Source organism: Phytopseudomonas argentinensis (assembly GCF_900113905.1).
GTDB classification, from domain to species: Bacteria; Pseudomonadota; Gammaproteobacteria; order Pseudomonadales; family Pseudomonadaceae; genus Aquipseudomonas; species Aquipseudomonas argentinensis.
The window spans coordinates 252,289-271,822 of sequence record NZ_FORC01000004.1 but is presented as its reverse complement, the minus strand read 5'-3'; the positions used below and the strand labels follow the sequence as shown (position 1 = coordinate 271,822).

Genomic DNA, 19,534 nt, shown 5'->3' with positions numbered 1-19,534 from the left:
CACCGATGCCGTCGCCATGACGGCATCGGCCTTACACGCTACAGGATCAGGCTGCCAATGACCGCCAAGATGAAGGCGATGCCGCCGAGCAACGTTTCCATCACCGTCCAGGTTTTCAGCGTGGTCTTCTCGTCCATTTCCAGGAAACGGCTGACCAGCCAGAAGCCCGAGTCGTTGACGTGGGACAGCACCGTCGCGCCACCGGCGATGGCGACCACGATAAAGCACAGATCGAACTCGCTAAGGCCTGCGGTCGCCGCGACCATTGGCGCCACCAAGGCTGCCGTGGTGGTCAGGGCGACGGTTGCCGATCCCTGAGCTACGCGCAGCGCCGCGGAGATCACGAAGGCCGCGACAATGACCGGCATGCCGGTATCCGAGAGTGTGTCCGCCAGGGCGTCACCAATGCCGCTGGTGCGCAGCACACCGCCGAACATGCCCCCTGCCCCGGTAACCAGAATGATCGAGCAGATCGGCCCGAGCGCACCATCACAGACTTTCTCGAGGTGCTTGCCGCTGTGCCGGCCGCTGAAGGCGATCAGCGCGAACAGTACGGTAATCAGCAGCGCCACCGGGGTTTTACCGAGCATGCGCAGGAACTGCACCCAGTTGCTGCCGCCATCCACCGCGCCTATGACGGTCAGCGTGTTGAGGCCGGTATCCAGGAAGATCAGCGCCAGCGGCAGCAGGAGAATGGTCAATACCAGTGAGAACCGCGGCGGTGTCACGTTTTCGTCGCGCGGCACATCGGTCAGGAAGCTGGCCGGCAGCTTGAGGTCGAAGCGTTTGCCGGCCCATTTGCCAAACACATAGCCGCCAAAGTACCAGGTAGGCAAGGCAATCACGGCGCCGACCAGCACCAGCAGGCCAATGTTGGCCCCCAGCAATTCTGCCGCCGCAACCGGGCCGGGGTGTGGCGGAACCAGCGCATGCATGGCAGCGAAGGCACCTGCGGCAGGCAGTGCGTAGGTCAGCGTCGAGCCACCAAAACGTTTGGCCACGCTGAAGATGATCGGCAGCATGACCACCAGGCCAGCGTCAAAGAAGATCGGAAAGCCGAACAGCAACGAGGCCACGCCCAATGCGAATGGCGCCCGCTGTTCACCGAACTTGTTGATCAGCGTGTCTGCAAGCACCTGGGCGCCGCCGGTGATTTCCAGCAGGCGCCCGATCATCGCGCCAAGGCCAACCAGCAAGGCCACCGCCGCGAGCGTGGTGCCGAAGCCGCCGAGCAGTGTCGGGACGATCTTGTCGAAGGGAATCTGCGTCGCCAGTGCCGTGAAGATGCTCACCAGCACCAGAGCCAGGAAGGCGTGCAGGCGGAAGCGGATGATCATCAGCAACAGCAGCAGGACGGCGCCGGCAGCGATGGACAGCAGTGGCCCGGCACCAAGGGTGGTGGTCACCTCATTCATGGTGAGCGCCCTCCTCTATGCCGGCTGCCGGGTGATTAAAGGGGGTGCGGTACAGCTCAGCCCGATGTTTGGTATTCATGTCGCCTCCACTTGTCTTTGTTATGGGAGATGCATGGGGTGCACGGTTAACGAGCGTCGTTGGCCCGCCACCAGTCAGCGGCCTTGCGGCCAAGGGTATCGATGGGTTGCGTGGCATCCAGCGCCAGCGTGGAAGGCTCGCCATGGGGCGGTTCCAGGGTGGCGAACTGGCTGTCGATAAGGCTGGCCGGCATGAAGTGACCTGGGCGATTACCAACGCGTTGCGCCGCCTCCTCACGGGACAGCTCGAGAAACACGAAGCCCAGGCCGGGCACGGCTTCGCGCAGCCGGTCGCGGTATTTGCGCTTGAGCGACGAGCAGGTCAGTACCGGGTGGGCGTGGGTTTCCAGCGCGCTGACCAGCTCCTGACCCAGGCGGGCCAGCCAATCGGCACGGTCGTCGTCATTGAGGGGAATCCCGGCGCTCATCTTCTCGATGTTGGCGGGCGGATGAAACTGGTCACCTTCGATCAGGTAACCGCCGACATGATTGGCGATAGATTCTCCGACGCAGCTCTTGCCACACCCGGACACGCCCATGACGACCACTGCGGTTATCGGTTTATTCATTGTGCAACTCCAGCAGAAGACAGCGCTATCTTTGGCGGATAAAACCTATGCAAGACAGCGGCTTCAGATGTTGTAACTGTTATATCGCCGGTTACTGCTGCTCCAGGCTTGAGAGCGCAAGATGCTCAATTGCCAAGCCTTCGAGACAGCGCTACCTTACCCAGCACTTCCGGCCGATGACAACCCCCTGGCGATGAAATCTCCGACGCACAGCAACTCCCGCACCCTAGGCATGCCCACCCTGGCAGAGGTCGCCGAGCGCGCAGGGGTATCGACCATCACGGCTTCGCGGGCGCTACGCGGCGTGGCTACGGTGGGCACCGATCTCGCCGAGCGTGTGCGCAAGGCGGCCGACGAGCTGGGCTATGTGGCCAACCCGGCGGCCCGCATGCTGGCCTCGGCCCGTAGCACGTCCGTGGTGGTGTTGATTCCGTCGCTGTCCAACCAGCTGTTCATCGAACCTTTGGAAGCCATCCACGAAGTGATGCGCCCGCGCGGTATCGAGGTACTGATTGGCGATTACCACTACTGCCGGGACGAGGAAGAACGGCTGGTGCGCAACTACCTGCCGTACCGACCGATGGGCATGCTGTTGACTGGCTTCGACCGCACCGAAGGCACGCGGCATCTGCTCAGCGCCAGCCGTATTCCCTGCGTGCACATGATGGAGTTGAGCGATGCGCCGGGTATCGCCAGCGTCGGGTTTTCCCAGCAGGCGGCCGGTGAAGCCGCGGCCAGGCATCTGCTGCAGCAAGGTCGCAAGCGGCTAGCCTATGTGGCGGCCCAGCTGGACCCGCGGGTGATGCAGCGCGGTGAAGGGTTTCGCCGCGCCTTGCAGGCCGCCGGCTTCTACGACCCGGCCCTGGAGCTGCTGCATCCCCTGCCCTCGTCCATCGGCCTGGGCTGCCAGCTGTTTCGCGATTTGATGCAGCGCCATCCGGATGTCGACGGCATCTTCTTCTGCAACGACGACCTGGCCCAAGGCGCGCTGTTCGAAGCACAGCGCTGCGAGATGGAGGTGCCGGGGCGCGTGGCGATGGTCGGTTTCAATGATCTGCCGGCTTCGGCGCACACCGTGCCGCGGCTGTCGTCGATCCATACGCCGCGCACGGAAGTGGGCCGCGAGGCCGCCAACCTGTTGCTGAAGATGCTCGATGGCAGTGCCGCGACGCCCCACGTCGACCTGGGTTTCGAACTGCGGGTGCGCGAGAGCAGCTAGCCGCCGGGTTCATCAAATCGCAATGCTTGGGCGGCATGCTGCACACTGACACAGGGAAGTGTCAGCCCCATAAAAAAGCCCGGTATCTACCGGGCTTTTCTGGTTCAGGGTGAGTCACTCGAGGGTCAAGGCGACGCGTCCACGCTCGGGGCAGGCCTCCATGTAGCGATGCGACTCGGCGAACTCCTCGAAAGCGAAGGTCTTGTCGATCCGCGGCTTGAGCAGGCCATCGGCGGTGAGCATGTTGATATGATCCAGGGCGCGCTGCACGGCGGCGTGATCCTGCTCGATGCCCAATTCCGAATGCCCGGTGAAGTCGAGCACGCAGTGGCGGAAGAACTGCAGGTGTTTCTTGAACGCGGCGCAGGCGGGAAACGCGGTGTCATTGCCACCGTTGAGGCCGTAGAGAATCAACTTGCCCCGGGTAGCGGCCACGTCACCGAGCAGCTTGAGCTGCTGGCCGGCGCAGTGGTCGAGGATCACTTCGGCGCCCTTGCCTTCGGTGTAGCGCTCGACCTCTAGCACCAGGTCCTGCTCTTCGGTGAAGATGATCTTGTCGGCCCCCAGCTCGCGCAGGAACTCACGGCTACCCGGCACACTGGTCGAGACGATGACATTTGCACCCAGCGCCTTGGCCAGCTGTACGGACTGGGGTGCCAGGCAGTGGCAGGCTTCGGTGATCAGCACGTGCTGACCGGCCTTGAGCTTGGCCAGGTCGACCATTGCGAAATACGCGAACAGCAGGCCGGTGTAATGGATGCTGGCTTCAACCGGGCTGAGCACGTCCGGGTAGCGGGTCAGCGCATAGCGCGGCACCACCACCATATCGCCCCAGGTCGGGTAACGGTTGGGGGTATTGGCCGGGAACGCGGCCACCGGCGTGCCGACCGCGAGGTCGTCAACGCCCTCGCCCACGGCTTCTACGATACCGGCCAGCTCCGAGCCGACGCCGGAGGGTAATTTGGCTTCCTCGGATGCCAGGTTCTGGCGCCACAGCACGTCGCCCCAGCTGACGCCGAGCGCCTGGACACGTACCAGCACCTCTCCGGCGCTCGGCGTGGGTGTCGGCACTTCTTCGCACTGCAATACGCTGGCGTCGCCGAACTTGTGGAAACGGATCATGCGGGACATCGTCAACCTCAACTGATCGCGGATTGGGTCATTCACTGGATTCGACTTTATCTGCTGCCCTGGGTGCGCACCACCCGACAGGAGTGATAGTCGTCATGTCTGGCAGTGATATAGGCCGCCGGAACGTGTGGATATAGTAATGATACCGGTGTCTTTCCCAATGCGCTCAAGTGCTCGTACTATTGGCGGACAAGGCTCTCACTAGCGTCCCGCTCTGGCAAGCCCGCACATTTGGAACCCGGATGAACCGCAACGACCTGCGCCGTCTCGACCTCAACCTGCTGATCGTGTTCGAAACGCTGATGCATGAGCGCAGCGTGACCCGTGCGGCCGAGAAGCTGTTTCTCGGCCAGCCGGCGATCAGTGCCGCCTTGTCGCGGCTGCGCAACCTGTTCGATGACCCCTTGTTCGTGCGTACCGGGCGCAGCATGGAGCCGACTGCCCGCGCCCAGGAGATCTTTGCCCTGCTCTCGCCGGCGCTGGACTCGATCTCCACCGCCGTCAGCCGCGCCTCCGAGTTCGACCCGGCCACCAGCACCGCGGTATTTCGCGTTGGCCTCTCGGACGACGTCGAGTTCGCCCTGCTCCCTGCCCTGCTACGCCGCTTGCGCTCCGAAGCGCCCAACGTGGTGCTGGTGGTGCGTCGCGCCAACTACCTGCTGATGCCCAACCTGCTCGCTTCCGGTGAAATCTCGGTGGGCGTCAGTTACACCGAGGAGCTGCCGGCCAACGCCAAGCGCAAGACCCTGCGCCGCAGCAAGCCCAAGCTACTGCGCGCCGACGCCATTCCGGGCAAGCTCAGCCTCGACGAATACTGCGCTCGGCCCCATGCGATGGTGTCGTTTGCCGGCGACCTCAACGGGTTTATCGATGAGCAACTGGCGCGTTTCGATCGCACCCGCAAGGTTGTGCTTGCCGTGCCGCAGTTCAATGGCCTGGGCACCCTGCTCGCCGGTACCGATCTGATCGCCGTGGTGCCCGACTACACGGCCGCCACCCTAACAGCCGCGGGTGGGTTGCGGGCCGAGGACCTGCCGTTCGAAAGCAACACCTTCGAGATGTCCATGGCCTGGCGTGGCGCCCAGGACAACGACCCTGCCGAGCGCTGGCTGCGCTCGCGCATCCAGATGTTCTTTGGTGATCCCGACAGCCTGGAATGAAAACGCTATGGGCGCCGAGGGCTAGACTCAAATAGATAGGTAGCTTTCTATTTATATTCCAACAGGTAATATCATCATTCACGATGATATCTATCTTCGTGGCGTTCGATTCGTTCCTGGATGTTGCTGCGACCAAAATCCGCCTCCATCACTCCCTCTTGGCGGATCGCAATCATGGAACAGCCCAATCCAAGGCTCTGGCAATTTCCTCTGGCACTTACCGCGGCACTGATGCTGTCGGCCTGTGGCAAGACCCAGGAAAGCGCACAGCAGATGCCTACTCCCAAGGTCAGTGTGGCCGAAGTCATCGAGCAGCCCCTCAATGAGTGGGACGAATTCACCGGTCGCCTCGAAGCGCCCGAGTCGGTGCAGATTCGCCCTCGCGTGTCCGGCTTCATCGACAAGGTGAGCTTCACCGAAGGCGCCTTGGTGAAGAAGGGCGACCTGCTGTTCCAGATCGATCCACGTCCGTTCCAGGCCGAGGTCAAACGCCTCGAGGCACAGTTGCAGCAAGCCCGCGCCAACCAGCTACGGGCCAGCAGCGAAGCCCAGCGTGGTGAGCGCTTGCGCGAAGGCAACGCGATCTCCACCGAACTGGCCGATGCGCGCAAGACCGCCGCCCAGGAGGCCCAGGCGGCAGTGGTCGGCATTCAGGCCGAGCTGGACAATGCCCGCCTCAACCTCAGTTTCACCCGCGTGACTGCGCCCATCGATGGCCGTGTCAGCCGCGCTGAAGTCACCGCCGGCAACCTGGTCACCGCCAGCGAATCGTTGCTGACCTCGCTGGTTTCCACTGACAAGGTCTACGCCTACTTCGATGCCGACGAGCGCGCCTTCCTCAAGTACACCGAGCTGGCGCGCAAAGCCGGTCATGACAGCCGCAGCAAGAGCCCGGTGTACCTGGGCCTGTCCAATGAACAAGGCAACCCGCACCTGGGCCAGCTGGACTTTCTCGACAACCAGGTCAACCCGCGTACCGGCACCATCCGTGGCCGGGCGGTGTTCGATAACGCCGACGGGCGCTTCACCCCAGGCCTGTACGCACGTTTGAAGCTGGTAGGCAGCAGTACCTACGACGCCACCCTGATTCAGGATGTCGCCGTCGGCACTGACCTAGGCAAGAAGTTCGTGCTGGTGCTCGGCGCCGACAACAAGGTCGCCTATCGCTCCGTTGAGCTGGGGCCGAAGCTGGAAGGCTTGCGCATCGTGCGCAGCGGCCTGGCCAAGGGTGATCGCGTGGTGGTCAACGGCCTGCAGCGCGCCATTCCGGGCAGCACCGTGGACCCGCAAGCCGTGCCGATGGCCGACGAGAAAACCCTGGCGACCCTGGAAAAGCAGCGCAAGGCAGTGGCCTCGGCGCGCAATGACGGACCCCTGAAGGTCAGCATCAAGTAACGCCGGGCCTCGCCCTCCACCTTACTACCGAGAACCTGCTCGCGCCGCCTATGGCGCGGGCAGGCCGGACTGTGCCCGCATCACAAGGACATTAACGATGAACTTCTCACAGTTCTTCATCCAGCGGCCGATCTTTGCCGCCGTGCTGTCGCTGATCATCCTGATCGGAGGCGCCATCTCGCTGTTCCAGCTGCCGATCAGCGAATACCCGGAAGTGGTTCCGCCCACCGTGGTGGTCACCGCCAACTTCCCCGGCGCCAACCCCAAGGTCATAGGTGAAACCGTGGCCTCGCCACTGGAACAGGCCATCGTCGGCGTGGAGGGCATGCTGTACATGTCCTCCCAGGCCAACAACGACGGGCGCATGACGCTGACCATCACCTTCGCCCTGGGCACCAACCTGGATACCGCCCAGGTGCAGGTGCAGAACCGCGTGACGCGCACCATGCCGACCCTGCCCACCGAGGTGCAGCGCCTCGGCGTGACGGTCGACAAGGCCTCACCGGACATGACCATGGTGGTGCACCTGACGTCGCCGGATAACAGCTACGACATGCTCTACCTGTCCAACTACGCCGCCCTGAACATCAAGGACGAGCTGTCGCGTCTGGATGGCGTCGGTGACGTGCGCCTGTTCGGCCTCGGTGACTACTCGATGCGCGTGTGGCTGGACCCGGACAAGGTCGCCTCGCGCGGTTTGACGGCCACCGACGTGGTCAACGCCATTCGCGAGCAGAACCGCCAGGTCGCCGCCGGCTCCCTGGGCGCGCCGCCCGCTGCCAGTGACACCAGCTTCCAGCTGTCGATCAACACCCAGGGCCGCCTGGTCAGCGAGGAAGAGTTCGAGAACATCGTCATCCGTGCCGGCGAAAACGGTGAAATCACCCGCCTCAAGGACATCGCCCGAATCGAATTGGGCTCCGAGCAGTACGCCCTGCGCTCTCTGCTCAACAACCAGCCCGCCGTGGCCATGCCGATCTTCCAGCGCCCGGGCTCCAACGCCATCGCCATTTCCGATGCGGTACGTGAGCGCATGGCCGAGCTGAAGCAGAGCTTCCCCCAGGGTGTGGACTACGAAATCGTCTACGACCCGACTATCTTCGTGCGCGGTTCCATCGAGGCGGTGGTGCACACCCTGCTCGAGGCCATCGTGCTGGTGGTGCTGGTGGTTATCCTGTTCCTGCAGACCTGGCGCGCCTCGATCATCCCCCTGGCCGCGGTGCCGGTGTCGTTGATCGGCACCTTCGCGGTGATGCACATGTTCGGCTTCTCGCTCAACGCCCTGTCGCTGTTCGGCCTGGTGCTGGCCATCGGCATCGTGGTGGACGACGCCATCGTCGTGGTGGAGAACGTCGAGCGCAACATCGGGCTTGGCAAAACGCCCGTGGAGGCCACCAAGCAGGCGATGAAGGAAGTTACCGGCCCCATCGTCGCCACGGCCCTGGTGCTCTGTGCGGTATTCGTGCCGACGGCGTTCATTTCCGGCCTTAGCGGGCAGTTCTACCAGCAGTTCGCGCTGACCATCGCCATCTCCACGGTGATCTCGGCCTTCAACTCCCTGACCCTTTCGCCGGCCCTGGCCGCGGTGCTGCTCAAGGGCCACCATGAGCCCAAGGATCGCTTCTCCCGTGGCCTGGACCGGCTGTTCGGCGGCTGGCTGTTCGCCCCGTTCAACCGTGTGTTCGAGCGGGCCAGCAATGGTTACGTCGGCACGGTGCGCCGCGTATTGCGCGGTAGCGGCATTGCCCTGATCGTCTATGCCGGCCTGATGGGTCTGACCTACCTGGGCTTCGCCAGCACACCGACCGGCTTCGTGCCGCCCCAGGACAAGCAGTACCTGGTCGCCTTCGCCCAGCTGCCGGATGCCGCCAGCCTGGATCGCAGCGAAGCGGTGATCAAGCGCATGTCCGATATCGCTGCCAAGCACCCCGGCGTGGCCAACACCGTGGCCTTCCCCGGGTTGTCGATCAACGGGTTCACCAACAGCCCGAACAGCGGCATCGTGTTCGTCACCCTGAAGGACTTCGACGAGCGCAAGGACCCATCGCTGAGCGCCAACGCCATCGCCGCGGAGCTCAACGGCCAGTTCGCCGGGATTCAGGAAGCCTATATCGCCATCTTCCCGCCACCACCGGTGATGGGCCTGGGCACCATCGGCGGCTTCCGTGTGCAGATTCAGGATCGCGCCAACCTGGGTTATGACGAGCTGTACAAGGAAACCCAGAACATCATCGCCAAGAGCCGTCAGGTGCCAGAACTGGCTGGGTTGTTCACCAGCTATCAGGTCAACGTGCCTCAGGTCGAAGCCAATATCGACCGTGAAAAGGCCAAGACCCACGGCGTGGCCATCGATGAGATCTTCGACACCATGCAGGTCTACCTAGGTTCGCTGTATGCCAACGACTTCAACCGCTTTGGCCGCACCTACCAGGTCAACGTGCAGGCCGATCAGCAGTTCCGCCTGGAGGCCGAGCAGATTGGTCAGCTGAAGGTGCGCAACAACCGCGGTGAGATGATCCCGCTGTCGACCTTCGTCAAGGTCAGCGATACCTCGGGCCCGGATCGGGTGATGCACTACAACGGCTTCATCACCGCGGAAATCAATGGCGCGGCAGCCCCCGGCTACAGCTCCGGCCAGGCCGAAGCGGCTATGGCCAAGTTGTTGAAGGAAGAACTGCCCAACGGCATGAGCTTCGAGTGGACCGAGCTGACCTATCAGCAGATCCTTGCCGGCAACACTGCGCTGTTCGTGTTCCCGCTCTGCGTGCTGCTGGCCTTCCTGGTGCTGGCTGCCCAGTACGAAAGCTGGAGCCTGCCGCTGGCGGTGATCCTGATCGTGCCGATGACCCTGCTGTCGGCCATCGCCGGGGTGATCCTGGCAGGCGGTGATAACAACATCTTCACCCAGATCGGCTTGATCGTCCTGGTGGGGCTGGCGTGCAAGAACGCGATTCTCATCGTCGAGTTCGCCAAGGAACAGCAGGAGCACGGCCTGGATCGCGTCGCCGCGGTGCTGGAAGCCTGCCGCCTGCGCCTGCGGCCGATTCTGATGACCAGCTTCGCCTTCATCATGGGCGTGGTGCCGCTGGTACTGTCCAGCGGTGCCGGTGCGGAAATGCGCCATGCCATGGGTGTCGCGGTGTTCAGCGGCATGCTCGGGGTGACCTTCTTCGGTCTGCTGCTCACGCCAGTGTTCTACGTGCTGATCCGCGCCTTCGTGGAAAAACGCCAGGCGCGCAAACAGGCTCGTCTGCAGGAGGTTCAGGCATGAATTCAATGATCAATCTTTTGCCGCGCTCCCTGTTGCTCTCGGCTCTGGCATTGGCCGTCAGTGCCTGTGCCGTCGGCCCTGACTATAAGGCGCCCCAGGACGCCGCTGTGGTCTCGGCGCAAGCAGCCCAGAGCAGCTACGACACCGCCCGCTTCGAAGCACAATGGTGGCAGCAGTTCGACGACCCGACCCTCAATCAGCTGGTCGAGCAATCGCTGCAGGATAACCGCGAGCTGCGCGTGGCCTATGCGCGTCTGCGCGCCGCCCGCTCGATTCGCGATGATGTGGCCAATGATCGCCTGCCCACGGTCACCAGCCGGGCCAGCAGCGAGATCGGCAAGGCCCAGCAGCCTGGCGTCACCGAGCAGCGGGTCAACAGTGAACGCTATGACCTGGGCCTGGACATGGCCTGGGAGCTCGACCTGTTCGGGCGCATTCAGCGGCAACTGGAGGCCAGCGAAGCGCAGATCGAGGTGGCCCAGGCCGACTATCAGCAACTGCAGGTCAGCCTGATCGCCGAATTGGTCGATGCCTACGGCACCTTGCGCGGCGCTCAGCTACGCGAAGGCATCGCCCGTTCCGACTTGGAGAACCAGCAATCTTCGCGGGACATCATCGAGCGTCGCCGCGAAGTGGGCCTGGGCAGCGAGCTGGATGTGCTGCGCTCCGATGCTCGCCTGGCCGCTACCGAAGCGACCCTGCCGCAGCTGCAGGCGCAGCAGGTACGGGCGCGCAACCGCATCGCCACCCTGCTCGGCCAGCGGCCGGATGCGCTCAGCGTCGACCTGTCGCCGCGCCCTTTGCCAGCGATTGCCAAGGCCTTGCCGATCGGTGATCCGGGCGAGCTGCTGCGTCGCCGGCCGGATGTGCGTGCCGCCGAGCGTGAATTGGCAGCGGCCACTGCCCAGGTTGGCGTGGCCACCGCGGATCTGTTTCCGCGGGTCAGCCTGTCCGGCTTCCTCGGCTTTACCGCCGGGCGCGGCTCGCAACTGGGTTCCTCGGCGGCGCGTGCCTGGGGTGTGGCGCCGACCATCAGCTGGGCTGCGTTCGACCTGGGTAGCGTCAGGGCTCGCCTGCGCGGTGCCGAAGCGGATGCCGACGGCGCCCTGGCCAGTTACGAGCAGCAGGTGCTGCTGGCCCTGGAAGAATCGGAGAACGCCTTCAGCGACTACGGCAAACGCCAGCAACGCCTGCTGTCGTTGGTACGCCAGTCCGAAGCCAGCCGCGCTGCGGCTGCCCAGGCTGCCCTGCAGTACCGCGAAGGCAGCGCCGACTTTCTGGTGCTGCTCGATGCCGAGCGTGAACGCCTGGCCGCCGAAGACAGCCAGGCCCAGGCCGAGGTCGAGCTGTATCAGGGCATCGTGGCCATCTACAAGGCACTGGGTGGCGGCTGGCAGCCGGCGTCCTGATCGTTTCCTCCCCCTGGCCGGTATCGGCCCCTGTACCCCGCGCAGATGCCCCTCTGCGCGGGGATTTTTTGGTTCCATAAAAGAGCGGCGCTGTTGTTGTGGGAACGGGGCATGCTCATGATGTCGCGCGCATGGTGCGCTCCCACGGATGGCACTCAGGCGAAGCTCTCGCCGCAGGCGTCATGCCTGCACGCGAAAAATGATGATTTGCATCGGAATCCTCGATTGCCCGGCAGGCCGCCTTCCGGTACAAACGGCACCTTGTCGCCCGCCCCCATTCTGGAGAATTTCATGTCCCGCCCTGCTCCGCTGTTGCTGCTGATCGCCCTGGCCAGCGCCCTGATGCTCGCTGGGGCATTGGTCGCCCAGCATGTATTCGGTTGGGAGCCTTGCACCCTGTGTGTACAGATCCGCCTGTGGTTGTGCCTGACTGCCGTCATCGCGTTGCTGCTCAGCGCTGCATCGGCGGCCCGGCAGACCTGGCTGGCGGTGCTGCTGTGGCCGCTGTTGCTGGCCGCCAGCGGTATGGCGCTGATCGACAATGCCCATGTCACGCTGATCGAGCTGGGCATCATGGAGAGCTTCAGTTGCTCGCCCTTCCCGTTTTATTACCAGGTGCTGCCATTGCATGAGTACTGGCCTGGGGTGTTCATGAGCGGCGGCGTGTGCGGGATGAACGACTACAAGATTCTCGGCCTGCCCTTCACCCTGTGGACGCTGGTCAGCATCGCCGCCCTCTTCGCCCTGGTGCTGGTCACCCTGTGGCGCAGCATTCGCGGCAAACGCTGAACCGCCATGCGCAAGGTACTGGTAATCGGCTACGTGTGGCCGGAGCCGCGCTCGTCCGCAGCGGGCAGCCGCATGCTGGAACTGCTCGGGGTGTTTCGCAGCCAGGGCTGGCAGGTGACCTTCGCCAGCGCCGCGGCGCTGTCCACTCATCGCGCAGACCTGGCCGAGCTGGAGATCGAGGAAGTCGCCGTCGCCCTCAACTGCGACAGTTTCGATGCCTATGTGGCGAGGCTGCAGCCGGACCTGGTGCTGTTCGACCGCTTCTTCACCGAGGAACAGTTCGGCTGGCGGGTCGAGCAGGCCTGGCCGGCGGCGCTGCGGGTGCTCGACACCAGTGACCTGCATTGCCTGCGCGATGCTCGCCACACATTGCTCAAGGCCAGCCAGCAGGCCTGCGGCAGCGAAGCGCAGCGCCATCAGATCGGCCCGGTAGCCGCCACGCCGCAGCAGTTGTATGCCGCCATGGCAGCCAGCGACATGGCCCAGCGCGAGGTCGCAGCGATCTATCGTTGCGATCTCACGCTGATGATTTCCGAGTTCGAGATGCAGTTGCTGCAGGAGCAGTTCGGGGTGCCGCCAAGCCTGCTCCACGACTGTGCCCTGATGCTTATCCCGCCCACGCAGGATGACTTGCCCTTCAGCAAGCGCGAACACTTCCTGAGTATCGGCAACTTCCGCCACGCGCCCAACTGGGATGCCGTGCTGTGGCTCAAGAACGCTTTGTGGCCGCTGGTTCGCGCCCGCCTGCCCCAGGCTCAGTTGCATGTCTACGGCGCCTATCCGCCGCCCAAGGCCACGGCGCTGCACAACCCCAAACAGGGTTTTCATGTGCTGGGCTGGGCCGACGATGCCCACCGGGTGATGGCTCAGGCCCGGGTTTGCCTGGCGCCGCTGCGTTTTGGCGCGGGTATCAAGGGCAAGCTGGCCGATGCCATGGCCTGCGGCACGCCCAGCGTGACCACCGCGATCGGCAGCGAAGGCATGCACGGCGCGCTGCCCTGGCCGGGCCATATAGTCGACACCGCCGAACAGTTCGCCGATGCCGCCGTACAGCTTCATGAGGATACCAATGCCTGGTCCCGGGCGCGTGCCCATGCCGCCGACCTGTTGCGGTCACGCTTCGATCGGCAGCGGCTTGGGGCCGAACTGCTTGCCAGGCTGGAGCGTCTGCTGGCCACCCGCGAGCAGCATCGCCAGATGAATTTCGTCGGTGCCATGCTCAGGCATCACCAGCACAAGAGCACCCGCTACATGTCCCAATGGATTGCCGCCAAGAATGCAGTTAGCAGCTGAAATGCGCTTATACAGGGCTTTTGCCAGATATCCTGGTGCGGCTAGGAAGGCCGTCACATATATGGCGCCATGATTGCAGTAGACTTCGCCTACAATGCTAGACGATTGCCCTGGGCGCTGCCGCCAACCGGCGCCCGACCGAAAAATACAGTCGACAATAATAAGGTCATCACCATGCTTAAAAAGATCGCCGTCGCGGCTGTCTACGCCCTGACGCTCACCTCCTACACCGCCTTCGCTCAAGACAGCACCCTGGTGATCAAGCTGTCCCACGTGGTAGCGGACGATACTCCCAAGGGCCAGGGTGCCCTGATGTTCCAACGCCTGGTTGACCAGCGCCTGGAGGGCAAGGTGAAGGTCGAGGTCTACCCCAATTCTTCGCTCTACGGCGATGCCAACGAGCTGGAGGCGCTGCGCAACAACGAGGTGCAGATGCTGGCCCCGTCGCTTGCCAAGTTCGACCAGTACACCAAGCAACTGCAGGTCTTCGACCTGCCGTTCATGTTCGATGACCTGGAGGCCGTGAATCGCTTTCAGAAGCGCGCCAAGGGTCGCCAGCTGCTGCGCTCCATGGAAGACAAGAACATCGTTGGCCTGGCCTATTGGCACAACGGCATGAAGCAGATGTCGGCGACCAAGGCCCTGCGCGCGCCAGGCGATGCCGCCGGGCTGAACTTCCGCATCCAGAACTCCAAGGTGCTGGACGCCCAGTTCGCACAACTGGGTGCGAAAGCGGTGAAGATGCCCTTTGCCGAGGTCTACAAAGGCCTGCAGAGCGGCCAGGTGCAGGGCGCGGAAAACCCCTGGTCGAACCTCTACAGCCAGCGCCTGCACGAGGTTCAGCCGTATATCACCGAGACCAACCACGGCGTGCTCGATTACATGCTGATCAGCAACGCGCGCTTCTGGTATGGCATCCCTCACCAGATTCGCACCGAGCTGGAGGCGATCATCGATGAGGTCACCTACGCGGTGAACCGCCAGGCCGAAGAGGCCAACCAGGCCGATCGTCGCCGTATCGAAGCTTCCGGCAAGAGCCAGATCATCACCCTCACACCGGAGCAGCGACAGGTCTGGCGCGAGGCCATGCGCCCGGTATGGCAGCAGTTCGAGGCCGACATCGGCAGCGACGTGATCAAGGCAGCGCAGACCGTCAACCGCAAGCGCAACGACTGATCGCTGCAAACGAAAGAGGCCCGCATAACGCGGGCCTCTTTCGTTTTAGTCGCTATTGGTCCCTGCCCGTTCGAAGCGCTATCAGTAGTAGCTCCCGGGTATCGCTGCGCTCAATGCCGGGCTACGAAAACACCACTATTGGGACGCGTGCTGAGCCCCTTCGAACCAGGCCAACTTCTCGCGTAGCAAGACCACTTCGCCAACGATCACCAGCGTCGGCGCATGCACCTCATGCCGTGCCACGAGGTCGGGAAGGTTGGCCAGCGTGCCGGTGAATACCCGCTGATTCTCCGTAGTGCCCTGCTGGATCAGTGCCGCCGGTGTGCTGGCGGCACGGCCGTGGGCGACCAGTTGTTGGCAGATGGTCGGCAGACCGACCAGGCCCATATAGAACACCAGCGTCTGGCTGGAGGCGACCAGTTCCGACCAGGGCAGATCGGCACTGCCATCCTTCAGGTGGCCGGTGACGAAGCGCACCGACTGCGCATGGTCACGGTGCGTCAGCGGAATGCCGGCGTAGGCCGAACAGCCACTGGCGGCGGTGATACCCGGTACGACCTGGAAGGGAATACCGTGGGCCGCCAGCTGCTCGATCTCCTCACCGCCACGGCCAAAGATGAACGGATCACCGCCCTTGAGGCGCAGCACCCGCTTGCCGGACTTGGCCAGGTCGATCAGGCGCTGGTTGATCTGCTCCTGGGGCACGGCGTGATCGGCGCGGCGTTTGCCGACGTAGATGCGCTCGGCATCGCGCCGGCACAGCTCGACGATGGCCGGTGCCACCAGGCGGTCGTAGAGCACTACGTCGGCCTGCTGCATCAGGCGCAGGGCGCGAAAGGTCAGCAGATCGGGGTCACCGGGACCGGCACCGACCAGATACACCTCGCCAAGGGCCTGGGGCGCGGCGCCATTGATCTTGTCTTCCAGTAGCCGGCGGGCTTCACCGAGCTTGCCGGCGAACGCGCTCTCGGCGACCGGCCCCTGGAACACGTCCTCCCAGAACACGCGGCGCTGCTGCACGTCCGGAAACAGGCTCTTGACCTGGGCGCGAAAAATTTTCGCCAACCCGGCCAACTGACCGTAAGTAGCGGGGATCCAGGTTTCGATCTTGGCGCGAATCAGGCGGGCCAGCACCGGCGCATCACCGCCGCTGCTGACCGCGACGATCAGCGGCGAACGATCGACGATGGCCGGGAAGATCACGCTGCAAAGCGCCGGCGCGTCTACCACGTTGACCGGAATACCGAGGGCCTGGGCCTGCTCGGAAATCAGCGCGTTGAGCGGCACGTCGTCGGTCGCGGCGATGACCAGCGACACACCCTGCAGATCGCCTGCTTCATAGCCACGCAGCAGCAGCTCCCCTGCCCCCTCCTCGACCAGTTCACGCAATTCGCTGCCCACGTCGGGCGACACCACCCGCAGCGTACCGCCGGCATCGGCCAGCAGCCGTGCCTTGCGCAAGGCGATTTCGCCACCGCCCACCACCAGCACGCGGCGGTTCTGCAATTTATGGAACAGGGGAAGGAAGTCCATAGCGAGGCCCGTCTCAGTCACCCGATCGGCGACGTATGAAATAGAGAGGCCCCTGATGCGGGGCCTGATTCGGCACGGAGCTGCAACACGCGCGGTGCAGCGGCTCAGATGACCTCGATGCCACCCATGTACGGCTTGAGCACTTCAGGCACGCGGATGCTGCCGTCAGCCTGCTGGTAGTTCTCCAGCACGGCAACCAGGGTACGGCCCACTGCCAGGCCGGAGCCGTTGAGGGTGTGCAGCAGCTCGGGCTTGCCGGTTTCCGGATTACGGTAACGGGCCTGCATGCGGCGCGCCTGGAAGTCGCCACAGTTTGAGCAGGAGGAAATCTCGCGGTACTTGTCCTGGCTCGGCACCCAGACTTCCAGGTCGTAGGTCTTGGTGGCGCTGAAGCCCATGTCGCCGGTGCACAGGGCCAGCACGCGGTACGGCAGTTCGAGCAGCTGCAGCACCTTCTCGGCGTGGCCGGTCAGCTCTTCCAGCGCTTCGAAGGACTTGCCCGGCTCGACCACGTGGACCATCTCGACCTTGTCGAACTGGTGCTGGCGGATCATGCCGCGGGTGTCACGGCCCGAGGCGCCGGCCTCGCTGCGGAAGCACGGCGTGTGGGCGACGAACTTCAACGGCAGTTGCTTGGCATCGATGATTTCACCGGCGACGATGTTGGTCAGCGACACTTCGGCGGTTGGAATCAGGTAGAAGTCGGCCTCGCCTTCGCGGCTGATCTTGAACAGGTCTTCCTCGAACTTCGGCAACTGACCGGTACCCTGCAGCGCCGGTGCCTGCACCAGGTATGGGGTGTAGGCTTCTTCGTAACCGTGCTCGGCGGTGTGCAGGTTGATCATGAACTGCGCCAGGGCGCGATGCAGACGGGCGATCGGGCCGCGCAACAGGGCGAAACGCGCGCCGGACAACTTGGCGGCGGTTTCGAAATCCAGCCAGCCGTGCTGTTCGCCGAGGCTGACGTGATCCTGAACAGGGAAGTCGAAGGTCTTCGGGGTGCCCCAGCGACGCACTTCGACGTTGTCGTCTTCATCGGCACCGACCGGCACGGATTCATCCGGCAGGTTGGGAATGCTCAGCAGCAGGTTGTCGAGTTCGACCTGGATGGCGTCCAGTTCGCGCTTGCCCTCTTCCAGCTCACTGCCCATGCGGTCGACGTCGGCCAGCAGGGGGGCGATGTCTTCGCCGCGCTGCTTGGCCTGGCCGATGGACTTGGATCGACTGTTGCGCTCGGCCTGCAGTTGCTCGGTGCGGGTCTGAACGGACTTGCGCTGGGCCTCGAGGGCTTCGACGCGGGTCACGTCCAGTTCATAGCCACGGGTGGCCAGACGCTGGGCAATATCGTGCAGTTGGCTGCGCACCAGTTTGGAATCGAGCATTTCAGGTTCTCGTCGATCAGATTTTGGTTAACGAAAGGCCTGCCCAGGTCGCGAGCAGGCCGCCCAGCACACTTATCGCCAGATAGCCGATGGCCAACGGCGCCTGGCTGCCTTCGAGCAGGCGCAGGGTGTCCAGGGAAAACGAAGAAAACGTAGTGAAGCCGCCCAGTACGCCGACGATCAAGCCGGCCCGAACAGGCAGCGGCACCTCGGGGCGCATCAGGAACAGGCCGTAGAGTACCCCGATCAGCAAGCAGCCGACGAGGTTGACGAGCAAGGTGGCGGCATAAAAATGCTGCGGCCAGTTGGCATTGACCCAGTTGCCGGTAAAAAACCGCGCCAGGGTGCCCAGTGCACCGCCAGCGGCAACCGCCACGATGGTCACGATCATGACTTTCTCCGTTGCCTGGGGCTGTTGGCATCCTGGCTGGCCAGATGCGCGAGCTTGTCGCGAATCTTTAGCTCCAGGCCCCGTGGCACCGGTTCGTAGTAGCGACGCGGTTCGAGGTCTTCCGGAAAATAATCCTCGCCGGCTGCGTAAGCATCGGGCTCGTCATGGGCGTAACGGTATTCGTCGCCATAACCGAGCTCCTTCATCAGCTTGGTCGGCGCATTGCGCAGGTGCAGCGGCACCTCTCGAGAGCCGTTCTCCGCGACATCGCGCTTGGCGGCCTTGAAGGCGGTGTACACCGCGTTACTCTTCGGTGCGCAGGCCAGGTAAACGATGGCCTGGGCCACCGCCAGCTCACCCTCCGGGCTGCCGAGGCGTTCCTGCACGTCCCAGGCATTGAGGCATAACGTCAGGGCGCGCGGGTCGGCATTGCCAACTTCCTCGCTGGCCATACGCACCACCCGGCGGGCGATGTACAGCGGGTCGCAACCGCCGTCGAGCATGCGTGCGAACCAGTACAGCGCGCCGTCCGGGCTGGAGCCACGTACCGATTTGTGCAGCGCGGAAATCTGGTCGTAGAAGGCTTCGCCGCCCTTGTCAAAACGCCGCCGGGTATCACCCAGCAGGTCGAGCAGCAGCGAGGGGCTGATCTCGCCGCAGTCCTCGGCCAGGTCGGCAGCGTTCTCGAGAAAGTTGAGAAAGCGCCGGCCGTCACCATCCGCCGCGCTCTTGAGAATCTCGAAGCTCTCATCCGGCACCGTCAGGCGGCGCTCGCCCAACCCTTTGGCTTCGCCCAGTGCGCGGTCAACCAGCTTGCGCAGGGCCGCGTCATCCAGGCTTTTCAGCACATAGACACGAGCACGGGACAGCAAGGCGTTGTTGAGCTCGAACGACGGGTTTTCGGTGGTTGCGCCAATGAAGATCAGCGTGCCGTCTTCCACATAGGGCAGAAAGGCGTCCTGCTGGGACTTGTTGAAGCGATGTACTTCATCGACGAACAGGATGGTCCGGCGACCGTACTGGGCGGCGTGCTGCTGAGCCTTTTCAACGGCCTGGCGGATTTCCTTGACCCCGGACAGCACCGCGGAAATGGTCTCGAAATGGGCATCGGTGACCTGGGCCAGCAGGCGCGCCAGGGTAGTCTTGCCGACCCCGGGCGGGCCCCAGAAGATCATCGAATGCAGAGCGCCCTGCTCCAGCGCCTCGCGCAGCGGCTTGCCACGGGCCAGCAGGTGCTCCTGGCCAACGTATTCGTCCAGCGTGGTCGCCCGCAAACGGGCGGCCAGGGGCTGGGCAACGGGCGTGCTGCGAAACAGATCCACG

At 63.8% G+C, this 19,534-nt stretch carries 15 protein-coding genes; 8 read left to right on the top strand and 7 right to left on the bottom strand.

Annotation, left to right across the window (positions count from 1 at the left end):
• Positions 1-38: 38 nt before the first annotated feature.
• The gene (locus BM154_RS18910) at positions 39-1,415 is read right to left on the bottom strand and encodes a GntP family permease (RefSeq protein WP_074887776.1); all 1,377 of its coding nucleotides are present in this window, start codon (positions 1,413-1,415) and stop codon (positions 39-41) included.
• A 125-nt stretch (positions 1,416-1,540) separates the two neighbouring features.
• Positions 1,541-2,062, bottom strand: coding sequence for a gluconokinase (locus tag BM154_RS18905; protein WP_074887773.1), 522 nt, complete (start codon positions 2,060-2,062; stop codon positions 1,541-1,543).
• 193 nt (positions 2,063-2,255) lie between these two features.
• Here BM154_RS18905 and gntR point away from each other — a divergent pair, with 193 nt between their 5' ends.
• Positions 2,256-3,281: an HTH-type transcriptional regulator GntR gene (gene gntR, locus BM154_RS18900; protein WP_074888732.1), complete on the top strand. Its 1,026-nt coding sequence runs from the start codon at positions 2,256-2,258 to the stop codon at positions 3,279-3,281.
• 114 nt (positions 3,282-3,395) lie between these two features.
• Here gntR and BM154_RS18895 read toward each other — a convergent pair whose 3' ends face one another.
• Complete coding sequence (locus BM154_RS18895; RefSeq protein ID WP_074887770.1) at positions 3,396-4,412, bottom strand: zinc-dependent alcohol dehydrogenase family protein; 1,017 nt, start codon at positions 4,410-4,412, stop codon at positions 3,396-3,398.
• A 242-nt stretch (positions 4,413-4,654) separates the two neighbouring features.
• On the opposite strand from BM154_RS18895, the gene BM154_RS18890 reads away from it, so the two are divergent.
• The 7 genes from BM154_RS18890 (at position 4,655) to BM154_RS18860 (ending at position 14,905) form a co-directional block, all read left to right on the top strand.
• On the top strand, positions 4,655-5,572 hold the full coding sequence (locus BM154_RS18890; protein ID WP_074887769.1) for a LysR family transcriptional regulator: 918 nt from the start codon (positions 4,655-4,657) through the stop codon (positions 5,570-5,572).
• Between the two features lie 174 nt (positions 5,573-5,746).
• Positions 5,747-6,967 carry a multidrug efflux RND transporter periplasmic adaptor subunit MexE gene (gene mexE / locus BM154_RS18885; protein ID WP_074887766.1) on the top strand — a complete coding sequence of 407 codons (1,221 nt, stop codon included), beginning with the start codon at positions 5,747-5,749 and terminating at the stop codon, positions 6,965-6,967.
• Positions 6,968-7,064: 97 nt separating this feature from the next.
• Positions 7,065-10,238, top strand: coding sequence for an efflux RND transporter permease subunit (locus BM154_RS18880; RefSeq protein WP_074887763.1), 3,174 nt, complete (start codon positions 7,065-7,067; stop codon positions 10,236-10,238).
• Positions 10,235-11,647 carry an efflux transporter outer membrane subunit gene (locus BM154_RS18875; RefSeq protein WP_425272840.1) on the top strand — a complete coding sequence of 471 codons (1,413 nt, stop codon included), beginning with the start codon at positions 10,235-10,237 and terminating at the stop codon, positions 11,645-11,647. The genes BM154_RS18880 and BM154_RS18875 overlap by 4 nt, the downstream gene beginning before the upstream one ends.
• A 291-nt stretch (positions 11,648-11,938) precedes the next feature.
• Entirely contained in the window at positions 11,939-12,436 is a 498-nt protein-coding gene (locus BM154_RS18870) for a disulfide bond formation protein B (RefSeq protein WP_074887760.1), read from the top strand.
• 6 nt (positions 12,437-12,442) lie between these two features.
• Positions 12,443-13,729, top strand: coding sequence for a glycosyltransferase (locus tag BM154_RS18865; RefSeq protein ID WP_074887759.1), 1,287 nt, complete (start codon positions 12,443-12,445; stop codon positions 13,727-13,729).
• Positions 13,730-13,903: 174 nt separating this feature from the next.
• Positions 13,904-14,905, top strand: coding sequence for a TRAP transporter substrate-binding protein (locus tag BM154_RS18860; protein ID WP_074887756.1), 1,002 nt, complete (start codon positions 13,904-13,906; stop codon positions 14,903-14,905).
• 135 nt (positions 14,906-15,040) lie between these two features.
• Here BM154_RS18860 and cysG read toward each other — a convergent pair whose 3' ends face one another.
• The 4 genes from cysG to BM154_RS18840 all read right to left on the bottom strand — a co-directional run bounded on the left by cysG (position 15,041) and on the right by BM154_RS18840 (position 19,533).
• Positions 15,041-16,438 carry a siroheme synthase CysG gene (gene cysG, locus BM154_RS18855; RefSeq protein ID WP_074887751.1) on the bottom strand — a complete coding sequence of 466 codons (1,398 nt, stop codon included), beginning with the start codon at positions 16,436-16,438 and terminating at the stop codon, positions 15,041-15,043.
• A gap of 104 nt (positions 16,439-16,542) precedes the next feature.
• Positions 16,543-17,820: a serine--tRNA ligase gene (gene serS, locus BM154_RS18850; RefSeq protein ID WP_074887747.1), complete on the bottom strand. Its 1,278-nt coding sequence runs from the start codon at positions 17,818-17,820 to the stop codon at positions 16,543-16,545.
• A 16-nt stretch (positions 17,821-17,836) separates the two neighbouring features.
• A complete protein-coding gene (crcB, locus tag BM154_RS18845) occupies positions 17,837-18,211 on the bottom strand; it encodes a fluoride efflux transporter CrcB (RefSeq protein ID WP_074887744.1) in 375 nt (124 codons plus the stop codon).
• Positions 18,208-19,533, bottom strand: a complete 1,326-nt coding sequence (locus BM154_RS18840; RefSeq protein WP_074887742.1) for a replication-associated recombination protein A — start codon at positions 19,531-19,533, stop codon at positions 18,208-18,210. The genes crcB and BM154_RS18840 overlap by 4 nt, the downstream gene beginning before the upstream one ends.
• Position 19,534: the final 1 nt, after the last annotated feature.

Excerpts from the sequence above, each read along its gene's own strand:
- BM154_RS18860 (WP_074887756.1), top strand. The coding sequence starts at position 13,904 with ATGCTTAAAAAGATCGCCGTCGCGGCTGTCTACGCCCTGACGCTCACC.
- BM154_RS18870 (WP_074887760.1), top strand. The coding sequence starts at position 11,939 with ATGTCCCGCCCTGCTCCGCTGTTGCTGCTGATCGCCCTGGCCAGCGCC.
- serS (WP_074887747.1), bottom strand. The coding sequence starts at position 17,820 with ATGCTCGATTCCAAACTGGTGCGCAGCCAACTGCACGATATTGCCCAG.
- gntR (WP_074888732.1), top strand. The coding sequence starts at position 2,256 with ATGAAATCTCCGACGCACAGCAACTCCCGCACCCTAGGCATGCCCACC.
- crcB (WP_074887744.1), bottom strand. The coding sequence starts at position 18,211 with ATGATCGTGACCATCGTGGCGGTTGCCGCTGGCGGTGCACTGGGCACC.
- BM154_RS18890 (WP_074887769.1), top strand. The coding sequence starts at position 4,655 with ATGAACCGCAACGACCTGCGCCGTCTCGACCTCAACCTGCTGATCGTG.
- BM154_RS18865 (WP_074887759.1), top strand. The coding sequence starts at position 12,443 with ATGCGCAAGGTACTGGTAATCGGCTACGTGTGGCCGGAGCCGCGCTCG.
- BM154_RS18895 (WP_074887770.1), bottom strand. The coding sequence starts at position 4,412 with ATGTCCCGCATGATCCGTTTCCACAAGTTCGGCGACGCCAGCGTATTG.
- mexE (WP_074887766.1), top strand. The coding sequence starts at position 5,747 with ATGGAACAGCCCAATCCAAGGCTCTGGCAATTTCCTCTGGCACTTACC.
- BM154_RS18880 (WP_074887763.1), top strand. The coding sequence starts at position 7,065 with ATGAACTTCTCACAGTTCTTCATCCAGCGGCCGATCTTTGCCGCCGTG.
- BM154_RS18905 (WP_074887773.1), bottom strand. The coding sequence starts at position 2,062 with ATGAATAAACCGATAACCGCAGTGGTCGTCATGGGCGTGTCCGGGTGT.
- BM154_RS18875 (WP_425272840.1), top strand. The coding sequence starts at position 10,235 with ATGAATTCAATGATCAATCTTTTGCCGCGCTCCCTGTTGCTCTCGGCT.
- BM154_RS18910 (WP_074887776.1), bottom strand. The coding sequence starts at position 1,415 with ATGAATGAGGTGACCACCACCCTTGGTGCCGGGCCACTGCTGTCCATC.
- cysG (WP_074887751.1), bottom strand. The coding sequence starts at position 16,438 with ATGGACTTCCTTCCCCTGTTCCATAAATTGCAGAACCGCCGCGTGCTG.